Source organism: Pseudomonas cichorii, from assembly GCF_019719005.1.
In the GTDB taxonomy this organism is placed as follows: Bacteria; Pseudomonadota; Gammaproteobacteria; order Pseudomonadales; family Pseudomonadaceae; genus Aquipseudomonas; species Aquipseudomonas cichorii_E.
Genome location: NZ_JAIGPJ010000020.1, coordinates 1 through 16,779 on the forward strand (window position 1 = coordinate 1; position 16,779 = coordinate 16,779).

At 59.9% G+C, this 16,779-nt stretch carries 11 protein-coding genes; 1 reads left to right on the top strand and 10 read right to left on the bottom strand.

Features of this window, described 5'->3' with window-relative positions; genetic code table 11:
- Positions 1-94 precede the first annotated feature (94 nt).
- From K5D32_RS15400 to K5D32_RS15435, 8 genes are all read right to left on the bottom strand, one after another.
- Positions 95-1,291 (bottom strand): osmoprotectant NAGGN system M42 family peptidase, encoded by a 1,197-nt coding sequence (locus K5D32_RS15400; RefSeq protein ID WP_221526884.1) that lies wholly within the window; start codon positions 1,289-1,291, stop codon positions 95-97.
- 92 nt (positions 1,292-1,383) lie between these two features.
- Positions 1,384-3,132, bottom strand: coding sequence for an N-acetylglutaminylglutamine synthetase (ngg, locus tag K5D32_RS15405; RefSeq protein ID WP_221575572.1), 1,749 nt, complete (start codon positions 3,130-3,132; stop codon positions 1,384-1,386).
- 3 nt (positions 3,133-3,135) lie between these two features.
- Positions 3,136-4,908, bottom strand: coding sequence for an N-acetylglutaminylglutamine amidotransferase (locus K5D32_RS15410; RefSeq protein ID WP_221594120.1), 1,773 nt, complete (start codon positions 4,906-4,908; stop codon positions 3,136-3,138).
- Positions 4,909-5,035: 127 nt separating this feature from the next.
- Complete coding sequence (locus K5D32_RS15415) at positions 5,036-6,112, bottom strand: lipocalin-like domain-containing protein (RefSeq protein ID WP_221600888.1); 1,077 nt, start codon at positions 6,110-6,112, stop codon at positions 5,036-5,038.
- Positions 6,102-8,582, bottom strand: coding sequence for an ABC transporter permease (locus tag K5D32_RS15420; protein ID WP_221600891.1), 2,481 nt, complete (start codon positions 8,580-8,582; stop codon positions 6,102-6,104). The genes K5D32_RS15415 and K5D32_RS15420 overlap by 11 nt, the downstream gene beginning before the upstream one ends.
- Position 8,583: 1 nt before the next feature.
- Entirely contained in the window at positions 8,584-9,252 is a 669-nt protein-coding gene (locus K5D32_RS15425) for an ABC transporter ATP-binding protein (RefSeq protein ID WP_221600893.1), read from the bottom strand.
- A 178-nt stretch (positions 9,253-9,430) separates the two neighbouring features.
- Entirely contained in the window at positions 9,431-11,413 is a 1,983-nt protein-coding gene (mnmC, locus tag K5D32_RS15430) for a bifunctional tRNA (5-methylaminomethyl-2-thiouridine)(34)-methyltransferase MnmD/FAD-dependent 5-carboxymethylaminomethyl-2-thiouridine(34) oxidoreductase MnmC (RefSeq protein WP_221600895.1), read from the bottom strand.
- Between the two features lie 107 nt (positions 11,414-11,520).
- Positions 11,521-12,972, bottom strand: a complete 1,452-nt coding sequence (locus K5D32_RS15435) for an NCS1 family nucleobase:cation symporter-1 (protein WP_221600897.1) — start codon at positions 12,970-12,972, stop codon at positions 11,521-11,523.
- A gap of 374 nt (positions 12,973-13,346) precedes the next feature.
- Between K5D32_RS15435 and K5D32_RS15440 the strand changes: the two genes are divergently transcribed.
- On the top strand, positions 13,347-14,078 hold the full coding sequence (locus K5D32_RS15440; RefSeq protein WP_221600899.1) for an aspartate/glutamate racemase family protein: 732 nt from the start codon (positions 13,347-13,349) through the stop codon (positions 14,076-14,078).
- A 7-nt stretch (positions 14,079-14,085) separates the two neighbouring features.
- Here K5D32_RS15440 and K5D32_RS15445 read toward each other — a convergent pair whose 3' ends face one another.
- Together K5D32_RS15445 and K5D32_RS15450 are read right to left on the bottom strand one after the other, a co-directional pair.
- A complete protein-coding gene (locus tag K5D32_RS15445) occupies positions 14,086-15,024 on the bottom strand; it encodes a DUF3829 domain-containing protein (protein WP_221600901.1) in 939 nt (312 codons plus the stop codon).
- Positions 15,021-16,679, bottom strand: coding sequence for a J domain-containing protein (locus K5D32_RS15450; protein WP_260407405.1), 1,659 nt, complete (start codon positions 16,677-16,679; stop codon positions 15,021-15,023). The genes K5D32_RS15445 and K5D32_RS15450 overlap by 4 nt, the downstream gene beginning before the upstream one ends.
- Positions 16,680-16,779: the final 100 nt, after the last annotated feature.

The window sequence follows — 16,779 nt, forward strand, 5'->3', positions numbered from 1 at the left end:
GCAACCGGGTAGCGGTGTTCAAAAGCAAAGCGGGTTGACAGTGGGGGCGAGTCCATACATAGGAGCGAATTCATTCGCGAAAGGCACTGACACATCAAACCTCTTCGCGATTCTGCCCCAGCAGGCTATCCACGGACGGCACGCGGGTCTCGGACTCCATCTGGGTGTCATGTTCAATCTGATGACTGAACCGCTCCAGTGAAGTCTGGGCCGGTTTGGCGTCGCTGGCGAATACCGGTGGGCTGAGCATGTAGGCGCCCAGCAGTTTGCTCAGGGCCGCAAGGCTATCGATATGCGTGCGTTCATAACCATGGGTGGCATCGCAACCAAAGGCCAGCAGCGCAGTGCGGATATCATTGCCCGACGTCACCGCCGAATGGGCATCGCTGTAGTAATAGCGAAAGATATCCCGACGCACGGGCAATTCGTTTTCGACACCCAGGCGCAGCAGATGCCGGGACAAGTGATAGTCGTAAGGTCCGCCCGAATCCTGCATCGCCACGCTCACCGCATGTTCGCTGGAGTGCTGGCCGACTGCGACCGGAGCGATGTCGATGCCGACGAACTCGCTCACGTCCCAGGGCAATACGCCTGCTGCACCGGTGCCGGTTTCCTCGGTGATGGTGAACAGCGGGTGACAATCGATCAGAGGTTCGGCACCACTCTCGACAATCGACTTGAGCGCCGCCAGCAAGGCTGCTACACCGGCCTTGTCATCCAGGTGGCGGGCGCTGATATGGCCGCTTTCAGTGAACTCCGGCAGCGGGTCAAAAGCCACGAAGTCACCGATATTGATGCCCAGGGATTCGCAGTCGGCGCGGGTGGTGCAATAGGCATCCAGGCGCAGTTCGACATGCTCCCAACTGATGGGCATTTCATCCACGGCGGTATTGAACGCATGACCGGAGGCCATTAGCGGCAACACGCTGCCACGGATCACGCCGGTATCGGTGAACACACTGACCCGGCTGCCTTCGGCAAAACGGCTGGACCAGCAGCCCACAGCCGACAGTGCCAGGCGCCCGTTATCCTTGACCTCGCGAACACTGGCGCCAATGGTGTCCAGATGCGCCGAGACGGCCCGGTCTGGGCTGCTCTGCTTGCCTTTGAGCGTGGCGCGAATGGTGCCGCGTCGAGTGAGCTCAAACGGAATGCCCAATTCTTCCAGGCGTTCGGCGACATAGCGCACGATAGTGTCGGTAAAACCCGTAGGGCTCGGTATGGCCAGCATTTCCAGCAGGACTTTCTGCAGGTAGTTCAGATCCGGATCGGGAATTTTTTCAACAGGCATCAAGGGCTCCTTGAGGTAGTTACAAGCCTCAAGCTGTAAGCGGCAAGATCAGGCCGGCTTGTAGCTTGAGGCTTAAAGCTTGCAGCTACGGTTCACCCATGCACAGGCAAGCTGTGCGGAAACAATAGATCGACAAAGCGTTCGGCAGTGGGTTGAGGTTCGTGGTTGGCGAGGCCGACACGTTCGTTGGCCTCGATGAACACGTATTCCGGCTGGTCGGCGGCAGGCACCATCAGGTCCAGGCCAACCACCGGAATGTCCAGCGCCCGGGCGGCACGCACGGCGGCGTCGGTGAGGACCGGGTGCAGCGTTGCGGTGACGTCTTCAAGGCAGCCGCCAGTGTGCAGGTTGGCGGTGCGGCGCACGGCCAGGCGCTGGTCCATTGGCAGGATGCTGGAATAGTCATAGCCCGCGTCGCGGACCGTACGTTCGGTTTCTTCATCCATCGGGATCTTGCTTTCACCATCGGTGGCAGCAGAGCGACGACGGCTTTGAGCTTCGATCAACTGGCGGATGGTATGGCGACCGTTGCCAATGATTTCGGCAGGGTGGCGAATCGCAGCCGCCACCACTTCAAAACCGATGACCACGATGCGCAGGTCCAGGCCTTCGTGGAAGCTTTCCAGAATGACCCGGCTGTCGAACTGACGGGCACACTCGATAGCGCTCTGCACTTCATCGAAGGTGCGCAGATCCACGGCCACACCGTTGCCTTGCTCGCCATCCAGCGGCTTGACCACGATCCGCCCGTGTTTTTCGAGAAACGCCAGGTTGTCGTCGGCATTGCCCACACGTTGCTGGGCAGGCACATGCAGGCCAGCGGCCTTGAGGGCCTTGTGGGTCAGGCTCTTGTCCTGGCACAGGGTCATGCTGACCGCGCTGGTCAGGTCGCTGAGCGATTCGCGGCAGCGAATGCGGCGTCCGCCGTAACTCAGAGTGAACAGGCCCGCATCGGCATCATCGACCTGCACATCAATGCCGCGACGATGGGCCTCTTCGACGATGATCCGCGCATAAGGGTTGAAGTCCGCCTGAGGCCCAGGCCCCAGAAACAGCGATTCATTGATGCCGTTCTTGCGCTTGATGGCGAAGGTCGGCAGGTTGCGAAACCCCAGCTTGGCATACAGCGCCTTGGCCTGTTCGTTGTCATGCAGCACCGACAGGTCGAGATAGCTCAAGCCACGGCTCATGAAGTGCTCGATCAGGTGACGCACCAGCACTTCACCCACACCGGGGCGCGTGCATTGCGGATCAACCGCCAGGCACCACAGGCTGCTGCCGTTTTCCGGGTCATTGAACGCCTTCTGGTGATTCAGGCCCATGACGCTGCCGATCACCGCATTGCTGCGTTCATCCTCTGCCAGCCAGTAGACCGGCCCGCCTTGATGACGTGGTGTCAGCAAGGCCGGATCGATGGGCAGCATGCCCCGCGCCAGATAAAGGTTGTTGATGGCCTGCCAGTCGGCTTCGTTCTGGGCACGACGGATGCGAAAGCCCCGGAAGACCCGCTGCGCCGGACGATAATCGCTGAACCACAGGCGCAGCGTATCGGACGGATCGAGGAACAACTGCTGCGGCGACTGCGCCAGCACCTGCTGGGGCGCAGCCACGTACAGCGCGATGTCGCGTTCACCGGTTTTTTCGTTGAGCAACTCCTGGGCCAGTGCAGCGGCGTCGGGGTAGGTATGACCGATCAGCAAGCGGCCCCAGCCGCAGTGCAGAGCCAGTGGCTCGTTGTCCGGCTGGCTGCCGTCTTCGGCAAAGCGCGCTTGCAGACGTTCATAGGAGGGCGACTGTGTGCGCAACAATCGTTGGCTGTAAGCCGTCGCATTGTGTTTCATCGATCAGAGTCCTTGTTCGCTGAGCCACAGATTCAGCGCTGCCAACTGCCACAGCTTGGAGCCGCGTAACGGCGTGAGTTGGCCTTGAGGGTTGGTCAACAGGGTGTCGATCATCGACGGGTTGAACAGGCCTCGATCCTGACTGGGGTCCAGCAGCAAGTCGCGCACCCAGTTGAGGGTATCGCCCTGCAAATGCTTGAGGCCCGGCACCGGGAAGTAGCCTTTCTTGCGGTCGATCACCTCGGAAGGGATGACCAGTCGCGCTGCTTCCTTGAGGACATGTTTGCCGCCATCCGGCAGTTTGAACTGACCGGGAATGCGTGCAGACAACTCGACCAGGCGATAGTCGAGAAACGGTGTACGAGCTTCCAGGCCCCAGGCCATGGTCATGTTGTCCACCCGCTTGACCGGGTCTTCAACCAGCATCACGGTGCTGTCCAGGCGCAAGGCCTTGTCGACGGCAGCAGTAGCGCCGGGTTGGGCAAAGTGGTCGCGTACGAAATCACCGGCCGCGTCAGTAGCGGTCAGCCACTGCGATTGCACGGTTGCGGTGTATTCGTCGTAGCTGCGGTCCACGAACGCCGCACGATAGGCCGCCACGGGATCGCTGGCGCCATCGACTTGCGGGTACCAGTGATAACCGGCAAACAGCTCGTCCGCGCCCTGGCCGCTCTGCACCACCTTGCAATGCTTGGCCACTTCCCGTGACAACAGATAGAACGCGATGCAGTCATGGCTGACCATCGGCTCGCTCATGGCCCGGAAGGCCGCAGGCAATTGCTCGATGATCTCGCTTTCCTGAATGCGCAACTGATGGTGACGGGTGCCGTAATGCTTTGCGATCAGGTCCGAATACTGGAACTCGTCGCCACGTTCGCCACCGGCATCCTGGAAGCCGATGGAAAAGGTCGACAGGTCTTCGACGCCGACTTCACGCAACAGGCCCACCAGCATGCTCGAATCGACACCACCGGAAAGCAGCACGCCGACATCCACAGCCGCACGCTGACGAATAGCAACCGCTTCACGGGTGCTGTCCAGCACGCGGTCGCGCCAGTCTTCCAGCGTCAGGTGTTTCTCGTCGTCATGAGGACCATAAGGCAGGGTCCACCAAGTCTGCTGCTCGATCGTGCCGTTGGCGTAGACACGCATCCAGGTGGCGGGCGGCAGTTTCTCTACGCCGGCCAGCAACGTACGCGGTGCAGGCACCACGGCATGGAAGTTCAGGTAGTGATTGAGGGCAATCGGGTCGAGCATCGGGCTGATATCGCCACCCTTGAGCAGGGCTGGCAGCGTCGATGCAAAGCGCAGGCGCTTGTCGGTGTGCGACAGATACAGCGGCTTCACGCCCAGACGGTCACGGGCAATGAACAGCTGCTGAGTGTCGCGCTCCCAGATGGCAAACGCGAACATGCCATTGAGCTTGGGCAGCATATCCGCGCCCCAGGCATGGTAGCCCTTGAGCAACACCTCGGTGTCGCCCCCGGAATGGAACTGGTAACCCAGACCTTCCAGCTCGGCCCGCAATTCGGGGAAGTTATAGATAGCACCATTGAAGGCCATGGACAGGCCCAGGTGGCTATCGATCATGGGCTGCGCCGAACCGTCGGACAGGTCCATGATTTTCAGTCGTCGATGGCCCAGGGCAATCGGCCCCTGACTGTGAAAGCCCCATGCATCCGGGCCACGAGGCGCCAGATTGTGGGTTATGCGTTCAACAGCGGCCAGATCCGCTGGTTGTTGGTCGAAACGTAATTCACCTGCTAATCCGCACATAATTCCTTACCGGGTTTCCGTTGGGGAGGTGACTGAAAAAGTGCAGTCACCCAGAAACTGACCCGGAGGAGTTATGGGAGTTTTAGATCAATCGGTTATAAGCAAGCCGGTGGCGAAAATAAAACGCCTAATACCCTGTCATCTCCAGATACCCGACCCCGCTCTGACTCCCGCTGACCTTCACCGGCCCTTCCCAGTAGGGAATACTCACGCCCATCCATGCCTTGGGGTTCAGGGCGTCGGTGGTGATGTCCAGATTCTTGCCCGGAATCTTGATCGACCAGCGAGTAGGCAAGCGTCGCTCGGCGACTTCGGTTTCGTTCAGGGGCTTCATGTCGATGTCTTGGGCATGCAGGCTTTGGGTCTTGCCGTCGGCGTTGATCCAGGTGCCGCTCAGGTAAGGCTCGCCGCTTTTGTGGCGCATGCGATACAGCATCACTTGTTCGCCATCTGCCAGATGCAGGGATAGCCAGTCCCAGCCGGACTGGTTGGCGGTCAAGGGCTGGCTGCTCCATTCCCGGTCCAGCCAGGCGCGACCGCTGACCTGATGGGTCTTGCCATCCATTTCCAGGCTGCCACTGGCCTCGAAAAAGGGCTGGCTGTAGTAATAGGAGCCCTGGCCCAGATCGGATTTCTGGCTGTAACCCTGTTCACCTTGCAGCACCAGAGGCTTGCTGGATGTGAGTTGCAGGCGGTAGCGGAAGTCCTTGCCACTGGCCTGTAACTGCATGCTGGCCAGCGGGTTCTGGTTTTGCGAGTCGCTGCTCAGCGACCAGTCATCGATCCAGGCCGAGAAGGGCGCGAGCCTGACGCCAGCCTGCTCGACGCCGCCGCGAGCGTAGCGCTCGGCGGCATGATGTCGGGTCGCGGACGTTGCGGCGGCATGGGCCATCCAGATCGTGCTGTCGCCCCAGCCCGTTGCTTGTGCGCCGGGCCGCAGTGCGTTACGGAAAAGAGTCCATTGCACGCCGAAATCCTGACCCTGTTCATCCTTGAGAGTGGCGGTGATGTACCACCATTCGATACGAAAGCCGGGATGCGGGCCGTGATCCTCAGGGAACGAAAACACCCGACCGGGCGTGACCTGAGCAAACTCGTCGGCCTGATTGCCCATTCCCGCAAAGCCTTTTTCAGGAGGCGATTGCTGGTCGCAGGCCGTGAGCAACAGCGTGAAGGCGACCAGTCGCAGCCAGTCAGTTTTCATTGGCGAATGTCCTGAGCAAGTCGGCTGGCCGGGTCCTTTGCAGCTTCAGCAAGGGCCAGGCCGATGCCAGCAAGGTGGCCAGTAACGCCAGCCCCATCAATTGCAGGAGTTGCAGAGGGAATACCTGCAAAGGCAAGCGCCAGCCGAATGCCTGGACATTGATCACGGTATTCAGGCACCAGGTCAGCATCAGCCCGAGGGGCAGGGCGAGCAGCAATGTCAGCGTCGCCAGCAACCAGGTCTGGCCCAGATTGAGCAGCATCAACTGGCGGCGCGTAACCCCCAACGCCCAGAGCGGGGCCAACTGCCCGAGTCGACTCTGGCTCTGGGTCAGCAGGCCAATGAACAACGCCACGCCCGCGACGCCCAGCGTCAGGCTGTTGAGGGCGGCGGTGGCGGCGAAAGTGCGCTCGAACACCTGATTCGACCACTGCTTGAGCTGGCTTTGATCGATGACGCGATTGTCGTCGAGGGCAAACCGGCTTTGCAGTTCGCTTACCAGTGGCGGTATGGCTGCGTGATCGATTCGCAGGTTGAAACGAATGGGTGTCAGATTCGGCCAGTGCTCAAGCAGGTGGTTGGCATTGACCAGCAGATGACCCTTGGGATTGCCGTAGTCGGCATAGATACCGACGATGCGTGGCGACCATTTACCGACCGGGACGGGAATGCTCAGTGTGTCGCCCAGTCCGAGCTTGAGACGTCTGGCCAGTTGCTCGCTGAGCATCAGGGTGTCTTCGTGGGCGAGCTGATTCCAGGGATCTTCAGTTGTCGATTCCAGCAATATCCAGTGCTGGCGATACGTCTCATGCTCGATGATCCCGAACAGGTCCGCAGGCCAGCCTTGCAACTGGATCGGCACCTGCCAGTTGGGCAGCACGGCCGTGATAACCGGTTGCTTGCCCAGCCAGGTCTGCATCTCGCGGGCCTGATCCTGGGTGTGTGGCGTGACGTACAGTTCTGCGCTCAGGCGTTGCTCCAGCCAGTGACTGAAAGTCTGGCGAAAGCCCGACGTCATGCTGCCTGCGCCGATATTGGCTGCCATGGCCAGCAGCAGGGCCATCAACGCCAGGCTCAAGGCAGGCAATTGCTGTTTGCAGTCAGCCAGAAACCATTGGCCCAACACCGAACGGCTGCGTTTCAGCAAACCGCTCAGCAACTTATCGAGCACGACCGGTAAACCCAGCGCCGCGCTCAGCAACAAGGCAGAAATCAGCACAAAACCCCAGGTCAGGCTGTTGCCGAAAATCCAGGCTCCCAAGGCCGCGACCGCACTGCCTGCGGCAATCCAGGCCTGACGCCGCAACCAGTTGGCATGTGCCTGGTGCCAGGCTTGTGCATTGGCCAGAGCCAGCAATGGCAGACGTGCAGCCCGCAACAGACTGTTGGCCCCGGCCAGAAACGCACCGGTCAGGCTCAAGGCAATGCCGCTGATCCACCAGCCGATATTCAGGTTCAATTGCCCGCCCACCTCGGCCCCGTAAAGCCCCCGCAGGCTGGCCGCGATATCCGGTAATAGCAGACTGGCCAGCAGATAGCCGCTGACCACGCCCAGCAGCCCGCCGAGCAAAGCCATTGCTCCAAGCTCCAGAGCCAGAGCAGTGATCAGCAAGCGAGCACTGACCCCTGATGCACGCAAGTTACGCAGCAGACCTCGACGTTGCTCCAGTGCCAGGCCAATGGCGGCATGCACGATAAACAGCCCGACCACGAAGGACAGCACACCCAGCGCATTCAGGTTCAGATGAAAGCTTTCAGTCAGACGTTGCAGATTGTTTTCTTCACCGCTCTTTTTGATCACCAGTTGTTCGCCGAGAGCTGGAGGCAGAACCGGATTGTCAGCAGCAAAATCCTTGGGCAGCAGCAAACGGGTCACTTGATCGGGCAAGTGCAGCAGCGGTTGGGCAAAGCCGATATCAGTCAGCAAGACGCCTGGGGCCATATCTGCCTTGATGTGCAAAGGCGGCAGTGCCAGACCGTCATGGGTTTCCGGGCGCTGGCCTTCTTGCAGGCCCAGTGCTTGAAGCGTCTGAGGGGCAATCCAGGTCGCGCCCGGCGGGGCTAAAAAGTCGATGACTTGTTGGGTATCCAGCGTTTGCCCGGCCACTGCGGAACCACCGGGCAGCGTCACCGGTTCGATCCCGATCAGTTGCAGGCGTTGATCCTCCAGCCCTTTGAGCGTGATGCGGCCCTGCACCATGGGCGATACCGGCCAGCCAGCTCGTCGCAGCTCGATGAATAGACTCTGGGGGAAGGCTGCGCCGTTGGGCGCTGTCAGGCTGGCTTGCGGCTCGCCACCGATCATCTGACTGGCCCGCTGATAGCTTTCCCGTGCCTGGCTGTTCAAGGCCTGAACGCCGGTCAGCAGGCTGGTGGCCAGCCAGAGCCCGGTGATGAGGCTGAAAAACTGCACCGGATGGCGACGCCAATGGCTGAGCAGGGCGCGTAATGTCCAATAAAACACTCGCATATCAGTCTTCGCCTTTAACGACCAGGCGCCCCCTGTGCAAGGTGACCTTGTGTGCCAATCGCTCAGCGACACGAGAACTGTGAGTGACCATCAACAGGCTGGTGCTGCTGTCACTCAACAGATCCAGCAGCAATTGCAGCACTTCATCGCTGGTGGCTTCGTCGAGGTTGCCGGTGGGTTCATCGGCCAACAGCAGAGCAGGGCGCGAAGCAAGGGCGCGACCGATGGCCACACGTTGCTGCTGACCGCCGGACAACTGCTCGGGATAACGATTGAGCAAGTCACCCAAACCGAGGCGTTCAACCAGTTGCGCCTGCCAGATCGGGTCATGACGCCCGGCCAGACGTGCCTGAAACGCCAGGTTATCTTCGATCTTGAGGCTTTCGATCAGGTTGAATTGCTGGAACACCAGCCCGATTTCGGTTCGTCGCCAGTTGGCCAGCCGGGCTTCGCTCATGTTGTTCAACTGCTGCCCGGCGACAGTGATGGTGCCGCTGTCGATCTGATCCAGCCCGGCGACCAGATGCAGCAACGTGCTTTTGCCACTGCCCGACTCACCCATCAGCGCCAGACTGCTGCCACGCTCCAGATGCAAATCGACACCCCGTAACACTTCTACCGGGCCTTGAGCCGAGGCGTAGCTCTTGAATACGTTTTGCACATGCAACATCGGTATGCCCGGTTGGAAGAGGTCATGCCTTGAGGATAACGGCTATCGCCTGTTGATGTGGGAACGAATTCATTCGTGACGACGGCGTTTCATACGACATTTCTCTATCAGGTCTTCGCGAATGAATTCGCTCCCACAGAAAAATTGTAGGAGCGAACTTATTCGCGAAGAACACAGATCATTTCCCCTGCCTGCGAATCAACCCCCGCAACGCAAAACGGTTTGGGTGGCAGGCTTCTGCCACGCTGCGGGGCAATGGCAGCGGTTCGTTATCCAGCCAGGCGGCGATCAGTTCGGCGGACAAGGGCGCGGTAATCAGGCCCCGTGAACCATGACCGCTGTTGACGTACAGCCCGTCCAGCCACGGGCAGGCGGTGTCCGGCACTTGCCGCGCATCTTTGCCCAGCGCCGCATACGCCTGAATGAACTCTTCCCTGTCCGCCAACGGCCCGACAATCGGCAGGTAATCCGGGCTGGTGCAGCGGAAGGCCGCACGGCCTTGCAGTTCTTCTGGTGACAGGTGAGCTGCACCCAGACGGGCGGTCAGGTCGTCAGATATCTCCTGCAACAATTGCAGGTTGCTCAGGTGATCGGCGGTATTGGTATTCAGGTCGTCACTGTTGAAATCGAAGCTGGCACCCAAAGTGTGCTCACCCATCCTTGGCGGAGCGACATAACCCTCAGCGCAGACCACCGTGCGCAACACCTGACTGGTTTCAGTCTTTGGCAGACGAGTGATCTGCCCGCGAATACGCTTGAGTGGCAGGTCGGCGCTTTGCGCAAACTGCTTGATATCCGCAGCACCTGCCAGCACCACGACCGGCGCGCTGTCGATCAGTCGCTCCTGATCCCAGGCCTGCCATTGGCAATCGACGCGACGCAACTCCAGTGCTTCGTGATGCGCAATCAGTTTGATACTCGGGTGCGCTATCTGCGAATGACACAGCGCTGGCGGATGAACCCAGCCGCCTTCAGGGAAAAACAGCCCGCCCCAACGCAGGGTTACACCGCTGCGTGCCTCGGCAGAAGGCTGGTCCAGCCGATGCAGCAGCTCTTCGGGGAAAGCCTCGGCCAGTTGCTGCTGGCGCTGGGCTTCCTTGTCGTCGAAAGCCAGTTGCAGCACGCCGCAATTGTCCCAGTCGACACCCCGTTGCAGACGCTCAAGCAGCCGTCGCGTGTGGCCGAAACCACTGAGGATCAACTGCGACAAGGCCGTGCCGTGTGCCGAAAGCTTCAAATAGAGCACGCCCTGCGGATTGCCCGAGGCCTCTTGCGCCGGTTGGGCGTGACGCTCCAGCAGGCTTACTTGCCAGCCGCGTCTGGCAAGGCTCTCTGCTGTGGCACAACCGGCCAGCCCGGCACCGATCACCAGCGCCTTGCGTTCACCCTCAAATGCCGCGGGCCGGGCGAACCATGGCTTGATGGGCGAGGGCAGTGGAGCCTCTTCAGGCCAAGCAATGAACTTGCCGCGCAGCACTTCCCATTTATGGCCGATGCCCGGCACACGCTTCATCTTGAAACCTGCCGCGTTCAAGGCGCGGCGAACCCAGCCGGTACTGGTGAAAGTGCCAATGCTGGCGTCCGGCGCAGACAAACGGGCAAGCTCGCTGAACAGTTCCGGCGTCCACATTTCGGGATTCTTGGCTGGCGCAAAACCGTCGAGGAACCAGGCATCGATCTGCCCGTCCAGTTGCGGCAGCATCTCCAGAGCATCGCCGATCAATAGCGTCAGTGTGACACGCCCTTCGTCGAAGACCAGCCGCTGAAAGCCTTCATGCACGGCGACGTATTGAGCGAGCAACGGCTCGGCAAAAGCTGCCAGCTCCGGCCATAAGGCCAGGGCGCGTTGCAGGTCGGCGTGGTTGAGAGGGAATTTCTCGACACTGACGAAATGCAGCCGCGCCTCGGGGTGAGCGCATTCCTCAAACAACTGCCAGGCGCAGAGAAAATTCAGTCCGGTGCCGAAACCTGTTTCACCGATGACCAGTCGCTCGCCCGCAGGCAAAGCCGTGAAACGCGCGTGCAGGTCGTTCTGCACCAGAAACACATGGCGCGTCTCTGCAAGACCGGACTCGGTGGAGAAATACACATCGGAGAAGGCGCGGGAATGCGGGTTGCCTTGTTCGTCCCAGTCGATCTGGGCGTGGCGGGTAATGGTCATGTTCGGCTCGGCGGTGGCAGAGGCGGCATTTTACCCGTGTATGCAGACAAAAGCGGTGCAGATTAATAGCCGGACAAGCCCTGTAGGAGACCTGTCCGGCAGGTTTTTCAGTTCTGGACGACCGGGCTGCCCGCATTCTCAGGCTGCTTGCGTGGCCACAGGGTCAGGCCGTAATACAAGACGCCACCCAGGAAGCAACCGGTAAACCAGGCAAAGTTGGCAATCGGCTTGAACCACGGGATGAAGGTAAAGCACAGGCCCACCAGCGCGCTCAGGAGCAGAGCGGTCACGGCCACACGGTTCACGCCATTGGTGTACCAGTAACGACCGCTCGGGGTGTCGTTGAACAGGGCATCGACATCAATCTGTTGTTTCTTCACCAGGTAGTAGTCCACCAGCAGAATCCCGAACAGCGGGCCGATACAGGCCGCCAGGATATCCAGGGTGTAGTGAATCACTTCCGGGTTATTGAACAGGTTCCATGGGGTGATGAAGATGGACGCGACTGCCGCGATCATCCCGCCTGCACGCCAGCTGATACGGCTGGGTGCCACGTTGGCGAAGTCGAAGGCCGGCGAAACGAAGTTGGCGACAATGTTGATGCCGATGGTGGCTGTAACAAAGGTGAACGCGCCGAGCAGCACGGCAGTGGTGTTGTCGATACGGGCCACAGTGGCGATAGGGTCGTGGATCATCTCGCCGAAGATCGGCAAGGTGCCGGAAACGATCACCACCGTTACCAGCGAGAACGCCAGGAAGTTAACGGGCAGGCCCCAGAAGTTGCCGCGACGCACGTCTTCCATGCTCCGGCAGTAGCGGCTGAAGTCGCCGAAATTCAGGGTAGGGCCGGAGAAGTACGACACCACCAGCGCAATGGCCATGATCACCTGACCAAAGGCCGCCCAGCCGGACAACTCTTTTTCCGCCAGGGTGAAACTGATGTTGTCCCAGCCCGCACGCCAGACGATCCAGCCTGCCAACACGAACATCACCGCATAGACCGCAGGGCCAGCCCAGTCGATGAAGCGACGGATCGACTCCATGCCCGACCAGAACACAATCGCCTGCACCACCCAGAGCGTCAGGAAGCCGAACCAGCCCAGATAGGAAAGCCCCAGGAAACTCACGTCTTGATAAGCGGCCAGTTCCGGGAAGAAGCGCAGTACCACAATCACCAGGGCGCTGGACGCCAGATAAGTCTGAATGCCATACCAGGCCACCGCGATCAGGCCGCGGATGATGGCCGGGATATTGGCCCCGAAGACGCCGAAGGCGAGGCGACAGATGACCGGGTAGGGCACCGCAGCCTGCTGGCTGGGCTTGGCCACCAAATTGGCGATCACCTGAATGATGCAGATGCCCACCAGCAGCGCGATCAGCACCTGCCAGCTTGCCAGCCCGAGGGCGAACAGACTGGCGGCGAACACATAACCGCCGACGCTGTGCACGTCGCTCATCCAGAAGGCAAAGATGTTGTACCAGGTCCACTTCTGGGGGATCGGCCCCAGATCCTCATTGTGCAGGCGCGGGCTATAACCGGCTGGGCGTTGGTCTGTCATTGCATTCCCTCCCTCGTTTGGGCCATCGCTGTAGCTGGGTACGCGTAATGGCGTTTTTGTATACGATCCTGTACGCAAGACGTATGCCATGGCCTGAATTGTTCGGGAAAAAGCCCGCAGAGTGTTGCCGGGCATGAGTTCAAGGAGGGGACGTGAGTGTGGCGGATCAATACCCGGTGGCGTTTGCAGTGCACGATAAAAGGGCGATTTTGCTCGATTGGAGTGCATTCAGGGCATGAGCAAAGGGCATATTCAGGCAGACGGGATTGGAATCGGGCTATCTGATCGGTAATCCAACATGGCACTATTTCTGTATACAATCCTGAGTGCCGATAATATTCATGGCATTTTCAAACGGCGCTGAAGGAGGCCCTGTGCGTATTCAAGTGATCAATCCCAATACCAGCGATGCCATGACCCACAAGATCGGGCTGGCCGCACAAGCCATCGCAAGGCCGGGCACGCAAATCATCGCTTGCAGCCCCGACGATGGTCCTGTGTCCATCGAAGGGCATTTTGACGAAGCGATTGCCACGCTGGGCGTGCTGGAGGAAGTGCGCAAGGGAAGGGAGCAACAGGTCGACGCCCACATCATCGCCTGCTTCGGCGACCCCGGCCTGCTGGCCGCCCGGGAATACGCCACGGCACCGGTCATCGGCATTGCCGAAGCTGCCTTTCACATGGCGGGCCTGATTGCCACCCGCTTTGCCGTCGTCACCACCCTGAGCCGCACGCGGATCATTGCCGAGCACTTGCTACAACGTTATGGCTTCAGCGAACTCTGTACCTCGGTGCGCTGCATCGACCTGCCGGTCCTGGCCCTGGAAGAAAGCGGCCCGGAGCTGATCGAACGCATGATCGAACAAGCCCGCCGCGCCCGTGACGAAGAAGGTGCCGGTGCCATCGTGCTGGGCTGCGGCGGCATGGCCGACCTGCCTCGCCAGCTCAGCGAAGCCATCGGCCTGCCCGTGGTGGAAGGCGTCAGCGCCGCCGTGAAACTCGCCGAATCACTGGTGGACCTGGGCCTGACCACCAGTAAGCATGGCGACCTGGCCGACCCGATCGGCAAGCCGTTCAAGGGGCGTTTTTCGTATTTGAGTCGGTGAAAGGCGCTCAATACTTGCCAAAGGCCGCCAGGTTATACAGCGTCCACATCCGGTCATAGCCGTTGTCTACGACGATGAAATCGTTACTCAATTGCTCGGGTTCTGCCCGGGCGGTCCAGTGTTGTTGCAGGGTAGCCAAGGCGTCGATCCAGGTCTTGGCCGGCTCGCTGATCTCGCGCCATACAGGTTTGCCGCCCCCGACTGCGGTCAGGCGTGGCAAGGTCTTGAAGTAGTCTTCAGCATCGGTCCAGGCTGCCAGTAATGAGCTGTGCAAGGCCTGAACCTGCTCGGGAGTCAGACGCTGACTGCCGGCCTGCTCATCCAGTTGATTGATGGCCTGACGCGCCACCAGCATGAAATTGAGCGTGTGCCAGTGCTGATCGCGCCCGAGGCGTTGTTCGATGGTTTCGAGTTGGTTGCTGCGTAATTGCAGCATGGGTTGTTCGAGCGCCTGATTGAAGGCAGGCGCACGTTCGTACAGCTCGTCCATTCTTTGGGTGATCAACTCATTGAGCTGGCGTGCGATCGGTATTTCGGGGTAGCGCTCAACGTACAACTGTTCGACCTTACGGGCTTCAGGGCGCAGATTGTCATAGGCCTGGACGTAATCATGGGTTGCTATGTCCAGAGGGCTGGACCCTTCGTAAAGGCTGCTCACATAAAAGGAGCAGGGACTTGCAGAGTATTTTTCGCCAGTACCCATGCCGAAGCCGCTGAAGGTCCGGCTTGGAGAGGGATTGCGAGCGATCACGTCGTCGTAACGGGTCTGGTAAAAGTGATAACGAATGCGCAGCAACGTATCGCTGTAAGCCAGGCATTTGTTCATGTTCAGCAATCGGCTTGATTCATACTCGGGTTTTGCGCGAGAAGGCACGAGTGTCTGGTGCAGCCAGGCAATCCCCAGAAACACGCATACGGCCACAACAAAGGCGCGAGTACTGATCATGGTCGGCCTCCTTGCGTGGAAGGTGCGTACCATTGCTGACGTGTCACCTGTATCTGACAGGGCGGCGAAGTGTCATCCAGAGTTGCGCACAGGCGCAGTGGCCAGGGTTGCATGCCCTGATCTTCGCCGAGCGGGCGGTAGTTGATGATGGCGAGGCCTACCCAGAGCGAAGAGGCCAACAGTCCGAAGACTATGCCGACTCTTATTTCCCGTAGCCATGACCCGGGCGGTGATTCTGTAAACACCTGCCTGCAACGGTCTGGCCAGGACGTGCGGCTCAGCAAGGCCAGGCCCAACTGGACTGCCGTGTAGACCAGCAGTGCGCCAATGCCACCTGCCAGAAAGGCCGGTATCGCAAGCAACCACCCCGGCAGACTTTCACGTAGCGGCAATGGCGTGGGACGTCGTAGGCTCAGCCAGTGGCCGCAACGCTCTCTCAGAGCCTTGTCCGTGCGCCAGGCATTCAGGGCAACAGCTCGACACACTCGGTTCACGCACCAGGCCAACAAACCGAACAGTGCGGCCATCTCCAGCATCGTGCTCAGTGTTTCAAGCAGGCTGCTGCCCAGACGAAAGTAATCGTTGAAGGCTATTTCCCCGGTTGAACCGAGTATTGCAAGGGGCAGCGCCCATACCGCCGGGCTGCGTTGCAGCGGACGCCAGAAGTAAGGGTCCATGCCCGGCATTTCGTTTGCCAGTTGTGGATAGCGGTGCTCAACGATATGGGCCAGTTGTTCGCACATCTGCCAGTCAGCCTTGTTGAATGCAGCCGTGAGCTGCACTCGGGCATCCTCTTGCATGGGCTGAAACAACAGGCGGGCGGCTCTGGAGTCCGGACTTTCGCTTTTCTGGGTGGCGAGACGCCGTTGCTCCTCCAGAAAATCGGTGTTGCGACTGCGTAGCAGCAGTTCGCTCCAATAGGGCTCCGGGCAGGGCGTAAGGTTGCCTGTCTGTTTCCAGCCTTGCCGGGCACACACTGCGTCGAACAACGGATTGGACCAGAACGTGGCATTGAGCAGCAGCCGGGCCAGACACTCATTGAGCCACTGGCGACGGTCGAGAGTCTGTAGCCAGGCTTTTTGTTCAAGGTTACGGCACAGGTCCAGCAAGCGCTGGATGTTTCCTGTGTCCAATGCGCCATGCAACTGGCGTTCGGCATGGCTCAGCAGATAGTTCAATACGGGTTCGGTGGCAGCGTAGTGAATATCCTGACGTTGCCATGGCGTCAGCCAGTAAAAGTGCTCTACGCCAGGCTCTGCCAGTTCCTTCATGACTTCCGGGTTCGACAGGCAGAGGTGCAGCAAACGCTCTTCAAACTCCGCTTCGCAATAACTCGTGCGAGCCTGTTCCATGCGCTCGACCAGGTTATCTGCCGTGATGCCCTCAAGCAGTTGCTCGGACAGTTTCCAGCCTGGGGTCGAACCGTCGTTCAGCGGCAGGACATCAAGCGGGGTAAATGTCGGGGCCGGATCGAAGGCCTGCACTTCTTGCCATTCGGCAGACCAGTTCAGCGCCGCCTCATAGGCATCGCGCAGACGTTGAAACCCCTCAGGATCTTCGTCTGGCCGGTGTTGTTTGAGCAGGGTTGCGTACTGACGCTTGATGCTGCGGGTATCGGCATCGGGTTCCAGTCCCAGCACAGACCAGCAATTCATTCCTGCACATCCAGCGCAAACAACGGGCTGAATCCTGGCAGGCTGAGGGTTATGCCGACAGTCATGGTGCGTGGAACTCCTTGGACACAGTACGAATCGT

What these genes read in the sequence shown, in the direction of transcription:
- K5D32_RS15420 (WP_221600891.1), bottom strand. Translation starts at nt 8,582, where the DNA reads ATGCGAGTGTTTTATTGGACATTACGCGCCCTGCTCAGCCATTGGCGT.
- ngg (WP_221575572.1), bottom strand. Translation starts at nt 3,132, where the DNA reads ATGAAACACAATGCGACGGCTTACAGCCAACGATTGTTGCGCACACAG.
- K5D32_RS15410 (WP_221594120.1), bottom strand. Translation starts at nt 4,908, where the DNA reads ATGTGCGGATTAGCAGGTGAATTACGTTTCGACCAACAACCAGCGGAT.
- K5D32_RS15425 (WP_221600893.1), bottom strand. Translation starts at nt 9,252, where the DNA reads ATGTTGCATGTGCAAAACGTATTCAAGAGCTACGCCTCGGCTCAAGGC.
- K5D32_RS15445 (WP_221600901.1), bottom strand. Translation starts at nt 15,024, where the DNA reads ATGATCAGTACTCGCGCCTTTGTTGTGGCCGTATGCGTGTTTCTGGGG.
- mnmC (WP_221600895.1), bottom strand. Translation starts at nt 11,413, where the DNA reads ATGACCATTACCCGCCACGCCCAGATCGACTGGGACGAACAAGGCAAC.
- K5D32_RS15435 (WP_221600897.1), bottom strand. Translation starts at nt 12,972, where the DNA reads ATGACAGACCAACGCCCAGCCGGTTATAGCCCGCGCCTGCACAATGAG.
- K5D32_RS15400 (WP_221526884.1), bottom strand. Translation starts at nt 1,291, where the DNA reads ATGCCTGTTGAAAAAATTCCCGATCCGGATCTGAACTACCTGCAGAAA.
- K5D32_RS15415 (WP_221600888.1), bottom strand. Translation starts at nt 6,112, where the DNA reads ATGAAAACTGACTGGCTGCGACTGGTCGCCTTCACGCTGTTGCTCACG.
- K5D32_RS15450 (WP_260407405.1), bottom strand. Translation starts at nt 16,679, where the DNA reads ATGAATTGCTGGTCTGTGCTGGGACTGGAACCCGATGCCGATACCCGC.